General features: G+C 64.2%; 15 protein-coding genes. 4 read left to right on the top strand and 11 right to left on the bottom strand.

All coding sequences use genetic code 11. The features are described 5' to 3' along the window. Positions 1 to 233 precede the first annotated feature (233 nt). Positions 234 to 1,151 carry a LysR family transcriptional regulator gene (locus NKI41_RS23825; RefSeq protein ID WP_352685384.1) on the bottom strand — a complete coding sequence of 306 codons (918 nt, stop codon included), beginning with the start codon at positions 1,149 to 1,151 and terminating at the stop codon, positions 234 to 236. Between the two features lie 501 nt (positions 1,152 to 1,652). Between NKI41_RS23825 and NKI41_RS23820 the strand changes: the two genes are divergently transcribed. Together NKI41_RS23820 and NKI41_RS23815 are read left to right on the top strand one after the other, a co-directional pair. Continuing rightward, positions 1,653 to 2,552, top strand: coding sequence for an MBL fold metallo-hydrolase (locus NKI41_RS23820; RefSeq protein ID WP_352685383.1), 900 nt, complete (start codon positions 1,653 to 1,655; stop codon positions 2,550 to 2,552). Positions 2,553 to 3,005: 453 nt separating this feature from the next. Next, the gene (locus tag NKI41_RS23815; protein WP_352539270.1) at positions 3,006 to 3,953 is read left to right on the top strand and encodes a helix-turn-helix domain-containing protein; all 948 of its coding nucleotides are present in this window, start codon (positions 3,006 to 3,008) and stop codon (positions 3,951 to 3,953) included. A 148-nt stretch (positions 3,954 to 4,101) separates the two neighbouring features. On the opposite strand, the gene NKI41_RS23810 is transcribed toward NKI41_RS23815, so the two are convergent. The 10 genes from NKI41_RS23810 to NKI41_RS23765 form a co-directional block, all read right to left on the bottom strand. Beyond that, a complete protein-coding gene (locus NKI41_RS23810) occupies positions 4,102 to 5,088 on the bottom strand; it encodes a branched-chain amino acid ABC transporter permease (RefSeq protein ID WP_352469659.1) in 987 nt (328 codons plus the stop codon). Between the two features lie 5 nt (positions 5,089 to 5,093). Then, positions 5,094 to 5,990 (bottom strand): branched-chain amino acid ABC transporter permease, encoded by an 897-nt coding sequence (locus NKI41_RS23805; protein WP_352469658.1) that lies wholly within the window; start codon positions 5,988 to 5,990, stop codon positions 5,094 to 5,096. Then, positions 5,987 to 6,715, bottom strand: a complete 729-nt coding sequence (locus NKI41_RS23800) for an ABC transporter ATP-binding protein (protein WP_502893727.1) — start codon at positions 6,713 to 6,715, stop codon at positions 5,987 to 5,989. Before NKI41_RS23800 ends, NKI41_RS23805 begins: the two co-directional genes overlap by 4 nt. Then, positions 6,696 to 7,433 (bottom strand): ABC transporter ATP-binding protein, encoded by a 738-nt coding sequence (locus tag NKI41_RS23795; RefSeq protein WP_027027454.1) that lies wholly within the window; start codon positions 7,431 to 7,433, stop codon positions 6,696 to 6,698. Before NKI41_RS23795 ends, NKI41_RS23800 begins: the two co-directional genes overlap by 20 nt. Before the next feature lie 140 nt (positions 7,434 to 7,573). Continuing rightward, positions 7,574 to 8,782, bottom strand: coding sequence for an amino acid ABC transporter substrate-binding protein (locus NKI41_RS23790; RefSeq protein WP_352685382.1), 1,209 nt, complete (start codon positions 8,780 to 8,782; stop codon positions 7,574 to 7,576). 55 nt (positions 8,783 to 8,837) lie between these two features. Beyond that, positions 8,838 to 9,227, bottom strand: a complete 390-nt coding sequence (locus NKI41_RS23785; RefSeq protein WP_352469655.1) for a nuclear transport factor 2 family protein — start codon at positions 9,225 to 9,227, stop codon at positions 8,838 to 8,840. A gap of 17 nt (positions 9,228 to 9,244) precedes the next feature. Then, positions 9,245 to 10,039 (bottom strand): MoaF C-terminal domain-containing protein, encoded by a 795-nt coding sequence (locus NKI41_RS23780; RefSeq protein WP_352685381.1) that lies wholly within the window; start codon positions 10,037 to 10,039, stop codon positions 9,245 to 9,247. A gap of 13 nt (positions 10,040 to 10,052) precedes the next feature. Beyond that, entirely contained in the window at positions 10,053 to 10,841 is a 789-nt protein-coding gene (locus tag NKI41_RS23775) for an SDR family NAD(P)-dependent oxidoreductase (RefSeq protein WP_352469653.1), read from the bottom strand. A 175-nt stretch (positions 10,842 to 11,016) separates the two neighbouring features. Further along, positions 11,017 to 11,598 (bottom strand): YceI family protein, encoded by a 582-nt coding sequence (locus NKI41_RS23770; protein ID WP_352539477.1) that lies wholly within the window; start codon positions 11,596 to 11,598, stop codon positions 11,017 to 11,019. 41 nt (positions 11,599 to 11,639) lie between these two features. Further along, the gene (locus tag NKI41_RS23765) at positions 11,640 to 12,533 is read right to left on the bottom strand and encodes a hypothetical protein (protein ID WP_352469651.1); all 894 of its coding nucleotides are present in this window, start codon (positions 12,531 to 12,533) and stop codon (positions 11,640 to 11,642) included. 209 nt (positions 12,534 to 12,742) lie between these two features. Between NKI41_RS23765 and NKI41_RS23760 the strand changes: the two genes are divergently transcribed. Continuing rightward, entirely contained in the window at positions 12,743 to 14,245 is a 1,503-nt protein-coding gene (locus NKI41_RS23760; RefSeq protein WP_352685380.1) for an aldehyde dehydrogenase family protein, read from the top strand. A 4-nt stretch (positions 14,246 to 14,249) separates the two neighbouring features. Then, the gene (locus tag NKI41_RS23755; RefSeq protein WP_352469649.1) at positions 14,250 to 15,839 is read left to right on the top strand and encodes a GMC family oxidoreductase; all 1,590 of its coding nucleotides are present in this window, start codon (positions 14,250 to 14,252) and stop codon (positions 15,837 to 15,839) included. The last annotated feature ends 9 nt before the right edge of the window (positions 15,840 to 15,848 follow it).

Genomic DNA, 15,848 nt, shown 5'->3' with positions numbered 1-15,848 from the left:
GGCGGAACGAGCGGCTGCCCTCCGCCCGGATATCCGCAGAGCGAAGACGCTCGCGCAATGCCGCGAGCGGCTCATATAGCCGGCGGTCAGATTTCTGCTGCCCAAAGATCAGTTTCCGATCGGTTCGACCGGCTGGTCGGAACACGCTCAGGGCGTTGGACGGACTTTCTCGAAAGAGGAACTCGGGGCGACTTCGCTGTACACGGTGGCGAGACGACGCCCGCGAGCAGACATCAGCCGTTGCGGAAGAGGTTTCGAGGCCGCTGCCTGCCGTTCTGAGAAAGCATCTCGACGAACCGTGCAACCTTGGGCGGGCGGAACCGGCCGGCCGGATACACGGCATGGATGCCGCCGGTAGGCAGCGTCCAGGCAGGTAGAATCGGCACCAGCCGGCCAGCCGCCACATGATCGCCGACAAGAAAATCGGGAAGGATCGACATACCGGCGCCCGCTAGGGTTGCCTCCAGCACGGCCGGGGTGCTGTTGATCGTCATGCCGGGCTTCATGCGGACTGTCCGCAGTTCATGATCCCCCCGGGTAAACCGCCACACCAGCGGCTCCTTCAGCGCGACATTCGCGACAAAGGGGAGGCCGGACAGTTCCTCGGGCTCGCTCGGGGACAAGTCTCCGGCTATGTCGGGCGCGGCGACCAGAAATTGCCGGAATGAGCTGATCCGGCGCGCCTGCAGGCTGGAGTCGGTAAGCCAACCTACGCGAATCGAAAGGTCGATCTGGTTGGCGAACAGATCCATCCTGGCGTCCGAGAGGATGAGATCGACCCGGCATGCCGGATAGATTCGACAGAACTCGGCTGCCAGTGGCGCGACGGTGATCGCGCCGTAATCGTTGGACGCGGTGATCCGCAGTACGCCCAACGGCTGAGCATTGGTCTGGGCAAGTTCGGCGAAGGCCTCTTCTGCCTCGCTCAGGATCATCACGCATCGCGCGTGAAGCTGCCGGCCTGCCTCGGTCGGCTCGACCCTGCGCGTCGTGCGCAGCAGCAGGCTTGTCTTCAATTCCGCTTCAAGCCGCGCAACCTGTTGGCTGACGACTGTCTTGTTGACGCCTAGCCGATCGGCCGCGCGAGTGAACGAGCCCATGTCCACCACGGCCGCGAAGTACGCCAGTCTGTTGAGGTTGATCGCTTCCATGCTCGCCTGCTCCGATTGTGCGCTTATACCTCACATTGAATCCAATTCATCGATATTTATCGTCCAATCGAAACGGTCCATCCTTCTGTGCGTCGGGCAACCGGGTCCGCGCAGGAGGAAAAGCAGAGTGACGATCGAGGCTTTTCCCGCAATGGGCCACGTCTACGAGGCTCGCTTCGGCGACCTCGCCTTCCATCTGCAGTTCGATGCCGAGACACCTTCATGCGCTTGCCTCCGGAGGCGGCCAAGTTCGCCAAGGCGGAGGCCGTCCGCGACCGGGCGCTGGAAGTTCGGCCAGGGGTGTTCATGGTCTGGACCGAGGTTGCCGGGACGACCGTGGGTCCATGTCGGGGACTGCGAGAACGGTATCGTCCACACCACTATCACTCGGCCCTATCTGAGCTTCCTGAATTTATCCGGCGGCTGGACCCGGCCGACTCGATCTCAATATCGCGCGCACCCCGATTTCTTCAGCGCCATCCAATCCGAGAGGACACCCACATGCTTACGAGGAGACAAGTCATGAAAACCACATTTGCCATCAGCGCCGCTGCCGTCTTCGCCCCTGCCGATATCGGCCGTGCGGCTGGAACCGGACTTGCCTGGAAGCATTTCCCGGCCGGCCCAAACGGTTTTTTCCGCGCCCCCGTCCTGCTTTCCGGCGCCACCGAGGCGCTGCTGATCGACGGCGGCTTCACCTATCCGGACGGCCGCGCGCTGGCCGAAGAGATCAAGGCCAGCGGCAAGAAACTGACCACGATCTATGTCAGCCAGTCGGACCCGGACTACTATTTCGGCCTGAAGCCGGTGCGTGAGGCATTCCCCGAGGCCAAGGTCGTCGCCGCCTCGGACACGGTTGCCGCGATCAAGGCGTCGGTCAAGAAGAAGCTCGATGTATGGGGACCCCAACTGAAGGAGAACGGTCCGCAGACGCTGGCCGACATCGTCCTGCCCGATGCGTTTGACGGTCCGTCACTGACTGTGGATGGTGAGACGGTGGAGTTCGTCGCCGCCGAGGGCCTCGCTAATCGCCGCTATCTCTGGGCGCCCTCGCTGAACGCGGTGTTTGGCGGCGTCCTGGTCTTCGCCGGCGTTCATGTTTGGACCGCCGACACCCCGACCAGGGAATCACGCGCGGCCTGGATTGCCAATCTCGACAAGATCGCAGCGCGCAAGCCGACCGTCGTCGTGCCGGGGCACATGACGCCTGAGTCGCCGGTCGACATCTCCGCTGTCGAATACACCAAGACCTATCTTCTGGCCTTCGAGCAGGAACTCGCTAAGGCCGCGGACGCCGCGGCGCTGAAGAGCGCGATGGAGGCCCGCTTCCCAGGCCTCGGCATGGGCGTCGCCCTCGACATCGGCTCGAAGGTCGCGAAGGGCGAGATGAAGTGGGGCTGAGATGAGCCAATTCGATCTGATCCGGAGGACCTATGAAGGGTTCTCCGAGGAGAACGGCGGCGATCTGCTCGCCGTGCTCGCGCGTCCGAAGTCGAATAGACCGAGGCGGAACGCCTTCCCTGTGCCGGCATGGACGCCCTGATGAATGTGTCTTCCAGTGCTTGGCCACCGAGCGGACCGGCTATCGCGCCGACGTGCACGGCTATCTCGCCGACGGCGACCGGGTACCGGCCTTTGAAACGGCTCGACCGCAAGATCGGGCCTTTCCGCACGGCAGCGGCATGGGGCCCTTCAGTAACGCGGACACCAGGATGCCGGCCGACTTCGTCCGGCGCGGCGTGAAGCACCTCCGCCGTTGCGGCAAAGATGCTTATCATGTTAAGGATGGCGTGGCGCTGCCGCTGCGTCACAATCCCGCGACAAGACGGGAACAACGAGAATGTGGAGGAGACTATGATCGCCCACCACGTGAGCGTCGCCGACGGCGAGGCTTTCCTATCTGCGTCGCGGATGCTGTTCGGCCCGATCACCCAGCGTTTCTCACGCGGCGAGGCGCCGTCGCTGCCGAAGCTCGTTTCCGTGCATCTCGGCTCCTGCCGGCTTTCCGAGATCAAGGCCAAGTCGCATCTGGTCGTCAGCGACCGTACCTTCTGGCGCAGCTTCGATCCCGACGCGATCAAGATCCTGATGCAGCTCAGCGGTCACAGCCGCTTCGAGCAGCAGGAGGTCGCGGTCGATCTCGGCCCACGCGCTGCGATCATCTATGATCCAATGCGCAGCTATTCGCTGCAAAACCTGTCGGATGTTGACCAGCTCATCCTGCAGGTGCCGCGCTCGACCTTCGGCGACGGGACGCTGGCGCGGCTCTCGGCGCCGGTGCCGTTGCCCGGCAACGACGACAGCCTCACCCATATCGTTTCCGGTCTGATGCAGATGGCGATCGGCACCGCTCACAAGCTCGACGAGGCCGGCTGCCGCCGTGTCGGAGAAAGCTTGATACAACTCGTCAACGGACTGATCCAGGCAAAGCCGACGGCGCCGGACTTCCGCCGCTCGCCGCTGGAAGCGCTGCGCGAACGCATCGTCGCCTATATCGACGCCAACCTGGCGCGCTCAAACCTGTCGGCCGAGGACATAGCCCGCCACATGGGCTGCTCCCGCCGCTATCTGCACCGCGCCTTCGAAGGCGAAGGCACCACACTGGAGCGGTTCGTGTGGGATAGGCGGCTGGAGCGCAGCAAGCAGGAGCTGCTGTCGCCCGCCCGCGCCTCAGCCTCCATCTCGGAAATCGCGTTTGCCTGCGGGTTCAATTCGAGCGCACATTTTTCGCGGGCGTTCAGAAGCAAGTATGACGTGGCGCCGAGAGATTTGCGGGAGCGAGTGCGTATGGTGGTGCATTAGGAAGGTGCTGTTAGCCGTACCTTTATCGGATACAGCAAATTGTTTTGCGCCCGTATGAGGCACATTGTATCCTCACCTTCCATAATTTTTCGAGGGCTCTCACTCCCGACTTGCAGCGCTGACGCTTCAACAGGGCTGTACCCAGACCTCAAGCCGTCCGCGCCCTGCCCGCAAAACTCCGCATCAGCCCCTTCGGCAAGAACAGCATCGCCAAGATGATGGTCAGCCCCGAAATCACCGGGTGGTAATCCGGCACCACGATGCGCGCCAGGTCGAACACCGCGTACATGACGAAGGCGCCGAGGATCGGGCCGAGCAGGGTGCCGGTGCCGCCGACCACCGTCATCATCAGCGGCAAAAGCATCCAGTCGAGGTCGAAGACGGAGTCCGGGCCGACATGGAAGATGTAGTAGGTATAGAGGCTGCCGGCGACGCCGGCGATGAAGGCGCTGCCAGCAAAGGCGGCGACCTTGACCCTCAGCGTATCGATGCCGTTGGCCGAAGCCGCCATCTCGTCGTCGCGCACGGCGATCAGCGCCAGGCCGTAGCGCGAGCGCATCAGCAAGCGGATGGCAAGCGCCGTGCCCACCATCAGGCCGAGCCCGACCAGATAGTGCGGCAAGAGCGTATCGAAGGTGCCGGCGGGCGCCACGACGCCGAAGGCGCCGCCGGTGAAATCACCGCCATTGATGAACATCACCTTGATGATCTCGCCGAAGCCGAGCGTGCCGAGCGCGAAATAGTCGCCGCGCAGCTTTGACAGCAGCGGCAGGCCGATGATGATGGCGGCGACGGCCGCGACCAGCCCGCCCAGCATCATCGTCACCGGGTCGAAATAGTAGATCCGCGGATAGGCGTCATAGAACGTGCCCCAGAGATAATTGCCGCTCCATAGAATGGCGGTGGTGTAGGCGCCGAGCCCGAAGAAGGCATGGTTGCCGAGGCTGATCTGGCCGCCGAAGCCGGCAACGAGGTTCCAGCCTTGCGCCATAGTGGCGTAGATGAAAACGAAGAACAGGAACGAGAAGGCGTAAGAATCGATCGCGCCGGGCAGGAGCGGCACCAGCGCGAGGGCAGCGACCACGGCAATTGCGATCCCAATCCAGAATTGTTCCGGCAAGGCTTTCATCATCATGACGCTCAAGCCTTCTTGTAGGGCCGGCTGAACAGGCCTTCCGGCTTGAACATCAGCACCGCCAGGAACACGCCGTAGGCGATAGCGTTGGTCCAGCCGCCCGAGATGAAATACTGCACATAGGCTTCGATCAGGCCGAGGATGATGCCGCCGGCAAGTGCGCCCGCGACATTGCCGATCCCGCCCAGCGCCAGCGCCACCAGCGCCTTGAGGCTGAAGATGAAGCCGGCGAACGGGTTGAACGGGAAAGTCGTCGCCACCGCGACGCCGGCCGCTCCGGCGAGTCCGATGCCGATCGCGAAGGCGACGGCGTTGACGCGGTGCGGGCTGATGCCCATCAGCGTCGCCGCCTCCATGTCCTCGGAGGCCGCGCGCACCGCCTTACCAACCAATGTCTTGCGCAGGAATAGCACCACCAGGCCGGTACCGGCGAGCGCAATCACGAAGCCCATCGAGCGGGTGAAGGAGGTGCGCACGCCCAAAATCTCGATGCCGCTCGCCGTGTAGGAGGTGACGATGGCCGCGGTGTTGCCGCCCCAGATAACCGTCATCAGGTTCTGGATCAGGAACATCAGACCGACCGCGATCAAGAGTGAGATGTTGCGGTCCTCCGCTGCCGCCGCGCGGCGAAACAGGCCTTGGTAGACCAGCCAGCCGACGACGAGCCCGACGGGCACGACGATCAGCAGCGACGCGAAAGGGTCGATGCCGACGCCGTAGAACAGCGCCCGTACGAAATAGGCGGACAGGATGATCATCGCGCCCTGCGCCAGAAAGATCAGCCGCATGGTGCCGAAGATGAGGCTGAGGCCCACCGCCGCAACGCCGTACATGGCGCCGCCCAGCGCGCCGTTGAGCGACAGCTGCAGCAGGATTTCGGGAGGCGGAATGTTCTGCATCATTGCACCTCCAAGACGCCCATATAGGCCTTCTGGATTTCGGGATCGGCGATGAGCTCGGCACCAGTGCCTTGCATGGCAAGCTCGCCGGTTTTCAGCACGAAGGCATAGTCGGCGACCTTCAGTGCCTGATGGATGTTCTGCTCGACCAGGAGGATGGTGACGCCCTGCTTGTGCAAGGTCTCGATCAGCGCGAACATCTGCTGCACCACGATCGGGCTGAGCCCCAGCGACGGCTCATCGAGGATGAGCAGCGACGGGTCCGACATGGTGGCGCGCGCGATCGCCAGCATCTGCTGCTCGCCGCCGGAGAGCGAACCGGCCTTCTGCCCTGCCCGCTCCTTTAGCCGCGGAAACAGCGTGTAGGCTTTCTCCAGCGACTGCTTGAAGCGCTTCCGCACCTTGGGTTGGAAGGCGCCGAGCTCGAGGTTTTCCAGCACGGTCATCTGCCGGAACAGGCCGCGCCCTTCCGGTACATGCGCGATGCCCATCGCCGCGATCTCCTCCGGCGCCTTGCCGGCCAGCGGCGCGCCGGAGAGGAAGATCTCGCCGCGCTTCGGCTTCAGCAGACCGGAGATGGTCTTCAGCAGCGTCGTCTTGCCCGCGCCGTTGGCGCCGACAATGGCGACGATGCTGCCGGCGTCGACGTGGATCGACACGCCCCACAGCGCTCCGACGTCGCCATAGGCGACTTCCAGATTGGTGACGTCAAGCAGCCGGTTCGCCAAGATAGGCCTCTATCACTTTGCGGTTGGCGACGATCTCGCGCGGCGTGCCGTCGGCGATCTTCTCGCCATGGTCCAGCACGATCACCCGGCTGCATACCTTCATGATGGCATCGACCTTGTGCTCTACCCACAGGATCGAGACCCCCTTGTCTGTGCGCACGCGGCGGATGACATCGACCGTGCGCTGGATCTCGGTCGGGTTCAGCCCCGCCATCGGTTCGTCCAGCAACAGCAGCCCCGGGCTGGAGGCAACGGCTCGCGCGATCTCCAGCAGCCGCCGGTCGGACAACGTCATATGCGCGGTGCGGACATCGCGCTTGGCGGTCAACCCGACCAGTTCAAGTGCCTCCTCGGCGGCTGCCGTCGCATGCTTGACGCGGCCGCCCGAGCCATAGACGGCACCTACCATGATGTTCTCGAAGGCCGTCATGGTCAGGAACGTGCGCACCAGCTGGAAGGTGCGGGCAATGCCGAGCCGGCAGATGCGATGCGGGGCCGTGCCGGTGATGTCCTCGCCACGGAAGCGGATACGGCCCTGGGTTGGGGTGTAGAGCGCGGTAATTACGTTGAACAGTGTCGACTTGCCGGCGCCGTTGGGACCGATCAGCCCGATCAGCTCATTGGCTCCGACGGCGATGTCGATGTTGTTGAGCACGACAAGCCCGCCGAACCGCTTCTGGATCGCCTCGAGGCGAAGCAAGGTTTCGTCAGGCTGCATCGTGTGTTTCCGTTTCTCGAGGGGAAGCTATCCGCGCAATCTATCGAGGTCAGCGCCGCCCTCATCGCCCTGCCGGCCTTCTCCCCGAGTAGGACGGGGAGAAGGGCAGGCGGCAACGTCGGAGCCCGTGCCCTCGCCGCTCAGCGCTTGTCCCAGGCCGGCGCCGGCTTGTAGGTCCAGTTGCCATTCGGGAAGATCAGCTGGTGCTTGCCTTGCCACCATTGCGTGGCAACGCTGGGGATCAGCGCAAAGCCGGCCTGGTCGAATTTGAGATCGCCGACGACGGTGTCCTTGAATTCCTGGTTGAAGACCGCGTCATGCAGCGCGGCGGCATCGGTGGTTCCCGCCTTTTCGATCGCCTGCGCCAGCACCTGCGCATTAGCGTAGAAGGCGCCGACTGTGACGGAGTCCTTCTTGAATTCGGCCTCGTAGCGATCGCCGAGTTCCTTGGCGCCGCGATAGGGATAGCTCGACGACCAGAAACCGTCGGTCATGATGTAGTCCGAATCCGCTCCGAGCGCTTCGTGGAACTCGCCCGTCCAGGTGCCCTTCCAGCCATGCAGATAAGGCACGGAGAAGCCGAGCTCCTTCATCTGGCGCAGCAGCGTCACCGTGTCGGCCGGCGAGCCGAACACCAGCATGGCGTCGACATTGGCGGCCTTGAGCTTGGTGATCAGCGCCGAATAGTCGGTGGCCCCGATCGCCCAGGGATCGTCGACCGCGAAAGTGTAGCCATATTTCTTGGCCGCCGCCTCGAAGGCGCCGCCAAAGCCCTTGCCGTCGGGCGAATCCTCGGTGACAAGTGCCGGGTTCTTCGGCTTCTCATTGGCCGGCAGCTTGTTCCAGATCTCGAATGGCACCTCGGCGCCCGGCCCCGGGTGGAAGAAGAAGAGGGCCGAGTATTTGAGCTTCAACGGCTGCCACTCGAACGGGAACGCCGTCGTGATCATGTAGAACTTCTTGTATTTCTCGGCGACGATGGCACCGGCGATGTTCATCGGCCCGGAATGGGTCGATAGCAGCGCGTCGACCTTCTGCACCTTGATGAGGTTTTCCAGCGCCGAGGCGACCTTGCCTTCCGAGCTTTCGTCGTCGGCGACGACGAGGCGCACCGGCAGCTTCTTGCCGGCCGACTTGAGCATGATGCCGCCGGCCTTGTTGATGTCGGCCACCGCTTGCTCATAGGCCCATTTCTGCTCCTTGCCGTCGCCGGCCAGCGGCCCGGTCAAGGAGATCGGAGCGCCGATGACGATCTCGTCGCCGGCGGCATTCGCGACTCCTGTGCCGCCGGCCGCAAGTGCGGTCGACAGCACCAGGCCCGCCAGCATTGCCTTCAGATTGTTTCCCATTGCATCCTCCCAGGTTGTTTCATCGGCCGGACGCATCGGCGCCCGCCCGCATGCCTCAGACCGTCGCTGCCGCGACCAGCCTGGTATCGGTGAACTGCTCGAAACTCACGGCTTTACCGTCGTCCATCTCCCAGACATGGACGACGCGCGCCGACATTTGCTTGCCGGTCTTCCTGTAGGTGCCCGAATAGGTGCCGATGCCGACGATGGTGGCGCCGCCGTCGACCAGTCTTTCGAGCTTCAGCGTGTAGCCGTCCCACTCCTCGCCGATGCGCTTGAAGACCCCCGCTATGATGGCGTCGGGGCCGACATAGGTGCCGGCATAGGGGAAGCCCGCCATTTCGGTCCAGGCGGTGCGGCTGGTGATTGGCGCCATCATCGCAGATAGGTCCTTGGCATCGGAACCGGCGTAATGGGCCTTGATCGCTTCGTAGTTCTTGTTCATCGCGTTCTCCCGCGCGGTCAGACCGGCGCCTTGCCTTCGTCGTAGACGGTTCTGGATTTCTTCTCGATGTGAGCGCCGGCCGGCTTGTTCTCGACCTTGCCCAGGCTGGTCACGCCGAGGAATTTCCCGGTCGAGCGCATGACGTCCCAATTGTAGAAGAACAGCGAGGCGACCGGGATGATGAACTCGCGGAAGCCGAACACATATTGGTTGTCGGCAAACTTCCAGGTGGTCGCCAGGTCGACGTCGCCATGGCCACGCTGGATGCCGACGAGGTTCTGCCAGGCATAGCGCTCGGAGCTTAGATAGATGTGCTCGTAGACGTGGTTGGGGCTGTATGTGTAGTGCGCGGTGAGCCCGATCAGGTCCCGGGTCGGCGCCGGCTTGATACCGGTCGGCGCGTTGCTGGGATCCCCGAGCACGCCGGCCGACCAGGTCTGCGCGACGCGCGGCTCGCCGGGCGCTTCGCCTGCTTCACGCACCCGTTCGCGCACCGACAGCACCCGGCGCGTGCTTGTGTTGACGATGTAGGCCTCATCCTCGGTCGGCCGGGCGGCGAAAGTCATGTTGATGAAGAACACGTTGGCGGCGACTTCGAGCGCCTCGTACCAGTCCGCGCCGGCCACGCTGCCCTCGCTCCACGCCACCGTGTCGGGCGACGTGAAGGCAAGGTCGATTGTGCGCCCCGTGTCGAGCGTGATCTTGAAGGTCTGGCCGCGCAACGCTGATGTCGTCGCCAGCCGGTTGGTGGCGATGCCGGCGGCGAAATCGTCGAAATGCTTCCAGTCCGCCGGCCTGTTCTGGTCGTTCATCGCACTCTCCCAATCAATCGACAAAAGCTAATGTCGGCAGGTCGACGACGGTGGCGCCGCCATCGACGGTCAGGATCGAACCGTTCATCATGGCCGCCTCGCTCGAAGCGACGAAGCAGACGACGTTGGAAACCTCTTCCGGTGTCGCCGGCCGGCCGAGCGGGACGTCCCTGGTCACCAGCCGGTAGGCATCGTCGATCGAGCCAAGTCCGTGCTTCTCGACGATCACCGCCATCTGTTCGTCGGCCATGTCGGTCGAGACCCAACCCGGGCAGATGATGTTGGTGCGCACGCCCTTGCGGCCATAGTCGCGCGCCAGCGATTTGCCGAAGCCGATGCAGGCATGCTTCATGGTGACGTAGCCGGCGGCGTCCGGGCCGGCAAACAGGCCGGCGATCGAGGCAACGACGACGATGTTGCCCTTCCGCGCGATCAGGTCCGGCAGGCATTCGCGGGCGCAGACGAAAGCGGTGTCGAGATTGGTGCGCGTCGCCAGGCTCCAGGTTTCGTCGCTCATCGAAATCGTCGGGCCGACACCATGGCCGCCGGCATTGGCGACGAGGATGTCGACCGGTCCGATTTTTTCATGCACTTCGGCAAGCGCCGCACGCACCGCCTTCGGATCGGCGGCATCGCCCTGCACCACCAGACCGCCAATATCCTTGGTCACAGCTTCCAGCGGCTCGCGCCGCCGGCCCATCAGGACCACCTTGGCGCCGTCGGCCGCCATGCGCCTGGCCACCGCCGCGCCGATCCCGGTGCCGCCGCCGGTAATGAAAGCCGTCTTTCCCGAAAATCGCATTGTTCCATCCCGATTGGTAAGCGCGCCGGCTATGTGCCGATCTTCGCTGGGAATAATGCGGCACCGGCCAATCTGCGTCTTGTCCGAGCGAGAACTTTGTTTTGACTGAGTGCGCACTTTGCGCCCTGTCCGATGAAGTGCCGCGCGACCTTGCGCGCGGCACTCTCTCGCCGGATTACTTTTTCACCGCTTCCAAATCCATGACGATGTCGACATCCGGTCCAAGGCCGAAGCCGGCCGCGGCCTTGGCCATCGGGAAGTCGGCCGTACTGACCTTGCCTGTGGCGCTGAACGCCGCCTTGGTCAGCGTCGCATCCCACGGCGCCGGCGCCTCGTTGATCAGCGTCACGTCGAGGGTGATCTCTTTGGACACACCGCTGATGGTGAGATTGCCGGTGACCTTGCCGGTCTTGTCGCTGACCTTCTCTACCTTGGTGCTTTCGAAGGAGATCGCCGGGAATTCGGCGGCGTTGAAGAAGTCGGGGCCTTTCAAATCGCTGTCGCGCTGGTCATAGGCGGTGTGCACCGAGCCGACATCGATCTCGGCCTTGACGCTGCTTTTCGATGGATCGGCCTTGTCCATCACGATGGCGCCCTTCACCGCATCGAACTGGCCATGCGCGATGCCGTAGATGCCGTGCTTTATGGTGAAGGTGATCCAGGCGTGCTGGCCGTCGATCTCGTAAGTGTCGGCATGTGCTGCCGATGCGAATGCGCACACCGAGGCAAAGGCTAACGCGGCCGTCAGTTTTCTCATCGTCACGTAACTCTCCCCATTGTTGGTTGTCGTTCCTTGGCTCAGGAAAAGCCGAGGGCGGCTCCATGCGGCGCCCATAGGATCGCCGTCAGGATGGCCAATATCGCCGGTGTGGCGATCAGCAGACCGGCAATCGGCGGCCGCAACGGCCGGACGCCGGGAACAAGGCCCCGCAGCGGACCGGGCATCAGCATGGCCACGATCAGCGGCAAGGATGAAAGCACCAGCGCGACCGGATTAGCCTTCGGCGCCAGCAGCGCGACCTGGATCTGCACGGTGGCTGCGGCGTAGATAAGCAGCAGTTCAGTGCCCTTGCTCCAGGCAACGGCGGAGCCTCCGCGCAGCACTGTGATGTACTGGACAAGACACCAGCCGCCGGCGAGCGCGGCAAGCGATCCCAGCAATTGCCCGGTGACGATCGAGGCGCCAAGCACCGAGATGATGGCGCCGGCCAGGCAAAAAGCGAGCATCGCCGCCGGCACCAGGAACGGCGCTTCGGCGGACGACGATGGCGAGGACCGCGCCGACAGCAGCATCGCGGCGCCGACGATCGCCAACAGGCCGGCGATGAGGGCGGCGACCATCTGCAGGTCGAGTGAACCGCCGGCCAGGCGGCGCCAGCCAAGCCACAGCAAGGCTACCGCAAGCGCGGCGGCGACAAGCTTGCCCGCAACGGCAGCGCTCAACAGGCGTTCGGGCAACAGGCCCACGACGATGCCGCCAGAGGCGAGATAGATCAGCTTCTGGCTGGCGGCGACCGGCGGCACCACAGGCGGCCCGAGCGTGTCCCAATAGAAGAACAAAATCAAAGCGGCCCACAGCAGAGAAAGCACTGATCCCGGCAGTGCGACCCTTGCCAACAGCGCCATCACCGTGCCGAGCGCGAGTGGCAGCGCAGCAGTGGTGACCATCGGATTGCCCAGCAACGCACTCAATCGTCGACACCTCTTTGACAACCGGGAAGCCTGCGCAAAACACGCTGCTCGATGCGACTTTGGTCTAGGCCAGTCGACTGCGGGGCGTCTTGTCCAAGCGGGAACTTTGTTTTGACTGAGCGTGCACTGGCACCATCAGCCGCTTGAAGCCAGCCGACACGCTCCATAACCCTGATGCAACGTGTTCACCAGCAATCGAGGAGGATGGCGTGAACGAGAGAACCGTGCCGCCGATCAGCACTGCTGCCGCCGCTTTCCTGGCGCGTCCGCACCGGCCCTTCATCAATGGACGCTTTGTTGACGGCTTGGCGGGAAATGGCCTCGCTGTCGATGATTCCGCCTCCGGCGAGATCGTCGCGCATGTGCCCGAGAGCGGTCCCGAACTGGTCGACCAGGCGGTGCGTGCTGCGCGTGCAGCCCTTGAAGGCCCGTGGGCCTCAATGCGGCCGGTCGACCGCCAGAACCTGATGCTGAAGCTCGCCGACGCCATCGAGGCCGATGCCGATCTCTTGGCCGAGATCGAAAGCATCGAGAACGGCAAGTCGCTAGGTGTCGCCCGCATGCTTAGCGCCGGCGGCAGCGTCGACTGGCTGCGCTATTATGCCGGGTGGGCGACCAAGATCGAGGGCTCGACCTTCCAGGTGTCCATTCCGGTGCCGCCTGGCGCCAGGCATCAAGCGATGACCATAATGGAACCGGTCGGCGTCGTCGGCGCCATCGTGCCGTGGAATTTCCCGTTGCTGATCGGCATGTGGAAGATCGCGCCGGCGCTCGCCTGCGGCTGCACCGTGGTGTTGAAGCCGCCGCAGGAGACGCCGCTCGGCCTGCTCAGGCTCGCAGAACTGATCAAGGCGTCAGGCTTCCCGCCCGGCGTCATCAACATCGTGACCGGCAGCGGCAGCGTCACCGGCGAGGCGCTGATCCGTCATCCCGGCATCGACAAATTGACCTTCACCGGTTCGACGGAAGTGGGAAAACGCGTCGGCCACGCGGCCGTCGACCATGTCGCCCGCTTCACGCTGGAGCTCGGGTCGAAATCGCCGATGATCCTGCTTGCCGACATGGAAGAGGGCATTGAGCCCCTGGTCGCCGGGCTCGGCATGTTTTTCAACCAGGGCCAGGTCTGCACCTCGGCCTCGCGGCTGCTGATCGAAAAGTCTATCTATGACCGCACGCTGGCGCGGCTGGCCGAGATCGCCGATGACATGACACTGGGCGCCGGCCGCGATGCCGAAGCCCAGATCAACCCACTGGTCTCGGCCAAGCATCGAAGGAGCGTCGAGGGCTTTGTCGAGCGCAGCCTGGCGGCCGGCGGCGAACGCGTCAGCGGCGCGCGGTCGGTACCGGCCAGGGGCCATTATGTCGCGCCGACCATCCTGCACAATATCAGGCCCGACATGGAGATCGCGCGTGAGGAGGTGTTCGGTCCGGTGGTAGCGGCGATGCCGGTCGCCGATCTCGACGAGGCGATCCATATCGCCAACGACACGCGCTATGGCCTGTCGGCCTCGATCTGGACCCGCGACATGGGCAAGGCGATGACCGCCGTCCACGGCCTCAAGGCCGGCACGGTGTGGGTCAATTCGCATAACACGCTGGACCCTGCGGCACCCTTCGGCGGCTTCAAGCAGTCCGGCATCGGCCGCGAACACGGCCGCGCGGCGATCGACGGCTATCTCGAGACCAAGACCGTCATCATGCGCTACGCCTGACGCCATGAACGCTGCGTACGACTACATCATCGCCGGCGCCGGCTCGGCCGGCTGCACGCTGGCCAACCGCTTGGTCAATACCGGCCAGCGCGTGTTGATCGTCGAAGCCGGGCCGGCCGACAATTCGCGCTTCATCGACATGCCCGCCACCTTCGCCAAGGTGATCGGCACGGCGCGCAGCTGGATCTACGAATCCGATCCCGAACCCAGCGTCGGCGGCCGCCGGCTACCGGTGCCGCAGGGCCGCACGCTGGGCGGCGGGTCGTCGATCAATGCCATGCTCTATGTCAGGGGCCAGCCGCAGGACTATGATGACTGGCGCGACCTTGGCTGTCCCGGCTGGGGCTGGGACGAGGTGCTGCCGGTGTTCAGGCGGCTGGAGCGCAACGAGCGGCTGGCCGGCGATCGCCACGGCACCACCGGACCGCTGCCCGTCTCCGATCCCCGCCATCGCCATCCGCTGTCTCTGGCCTATGTCAGGGCCGCGCAACAGGCCGGCTATCCCTTCAATGACGACTTCAACGGGGACAGGCAGGAAGGCGTCGGCTTTTACCAGACGACGACCGCGAATGGCGAAAGACAATCGGCGGCAAAGGTGTTCCTGAAGCCGTTGGCAGGCAATGCCAACCTCACCGTCGTCACCGATGCGCTTGTCACCGGCGTGACATTGGAAAACGGTGCGGCAAGCGGCCTCGCCTACACCACATCGGACGGACAGACCCATACAGCGACGGCGGAAGCCGAAGTGATCCTCACATCAGGCGCGCTGGCGACGCCGAAGCTGATGATGCTGTCGGGACTGGGGCCAGCCGAACATCTGACCGCGCTGGGCATTCCCGTCATCCGCGACATGCCCGCGGTCGGCCGCGACCTGCAGGATCACGTCGCGGCTCCCGTCTATGCGCTGACGCGCCAGCCGATCTCGCTGCTTGGTGAGGACCGTGGCCTGCGGGCGCTGCGCCACGGCCTGCAGTACCTCATGTTCCGCACCGGCCTGCTCACCTCGAATGTGGTCGAGAGCGGCGGCTTCTTCGACGCCGATGGCGATGGCCGTCCCGATATCCAGTTCCACGTCCTGCCGGTGATGATCGAGAGCGCCGAACACGGCTCGATCGAGCGGCACGGCATGGAGATCAATCCTTGTGTGCTCAGGCCGAAGTCGCGCGGCACAGTCAGGCTGCGCTCGCGCGATGCTGCCGATCCGATCCGCTTCACCACCGGCTTCCTGTCCGATCCGGACGATCTCGCCTTGCTGCTGGCCGGCATGAAGATCGCCCGCACCATCCTGCGCCAGCCGGCGCTGCAGGCCATGGTGGCGGAGGAGCTTTCGCCGGGCGCGGCCGCGGATCTTCCTGACCAGGCGATCGTCGGCCACATCCTCGAACACGCCAAGACGGTCTACCACCCATCAGGAACCTGCCGGATGGGCAATGACGACAGTGCCGTGGTCGATCCGCGGTTGCGCGTCCGCGGCGTGCCGCGCCTGCGGATTTGCGATGCCTCGGTCATGCCCAGGCTCATCAGTGGCAACACCAACGCGCCGGTGATCATGATCGCCGACCGCTGTGCCGATTTCATCCTCGGCAGCGCTTAGCGAGAAACG

Source organism: Mesorhizobium sp. M0601 (genome assembly GCF_040320845.1).
In the GTDB taxonomy this organism is placed as follows: domain Bacteria; phylum Pseudomonadota; class Alphaproteobacteria; order Rhizobiales; family Rhizobiaceae; genus Mesorhizobium.
This window is presented reverse-complemented; position numbering and strand designations above follow the sequence as displayed.

What these genes read in the sequence shown, in the direction of transcription:
- NKI41_RS23795 (WP_027027454.1), bottom strand. Translation starts at nt 7,433, where the DNA reads ATGCAGCCTGACGAAACCTTGCTTCGCCTCGAGGCGATCCAGAAGCGG.
- NKI41_RS23820 (WP_352685383.1), top strand. Translation starts at nt 1,653, where the DNA reads ATGCTTACGAGGAGACAAGTCATGAAAACCACATTTGCCATCAGCGCC.
- NKI41_RS23815 (WP_352539270.1), top strand. Translation starts at nt 3,006, where the DNA reads ATGATCGCCCACCACGTGAGCGTCGCCGACGGCGAGGCTTTCCTATCT.
- NKI41_RS23790 (WP_352685382.1), bottom strand. Translation starts at nt 8,782, where the DNA reads ATGGGAAACAATCTGAAGGCAATGCTGGCGGGCCTGGTGCTGTCGACC.
- NKI41_RS23805 (WP_352469658.1), bottom strand. Translation starts at nt 5,990, where the DNA reads ATGATGCAGAACATTCCGCCTCCCGAAATCCTGCTGCAGCTGTCGCTC.
- NKI41_RS23780 (WP_352685381.1), bottom strand. Translation starts at nt 10,039, where the DNA reads ATGAACGACCAGAACAGGCCGGCGGACTGGAAGCATTTCGACGATTTC.
- NKI41_RS23775 (WP_352469653.1), bottom strand. Translation starts at nt 10,841, where the DNA reads ATGCGATTTTCGGGAAAGACGGCTTTCATTACCGGCGGCGGCACCGGG.
- NKI41_RS23755 (WP_352469649.1), top strand. Translation starts at nt 14,250, where the DNA reads ATGAACGCTGCGTACGACTACATCATCGCCGGCGCCGGCTCGGCCGGC.
- NKI41_RS23770 (WP_352539477.1), bottom strand. Translation starts at nt 11,598, where the DNA reads ATGAGAAAACTGACGGCCGCGTTAGCCTTTGCCTCGGTGTGCGCATTC.
- NKI41_RS23785 (WP_352469655.1), bottom strand. Translation starts at nt 9,227, where the DNA reads ATGAACAAGAACTACGAAGCGATCAAGGCCCATTACGCCGGTTCCGAT.
- NKI41_RS23825 (WP_352685384.1), bottom strand. Translation starts at nt 1,151, where the DNA reads ATGGAAGCGATCAACCTCAACAGACTGGCGTACTTCGCGGCCGTGGTG.
- NKI41_RS23810 (WP_352469659.1), bottom strand. Translation starts at nt 5,088, where the DNA reads ATGATGATGAAAGCCTTGCCGGAACAATTCTGGATTGGGATCGCAATT.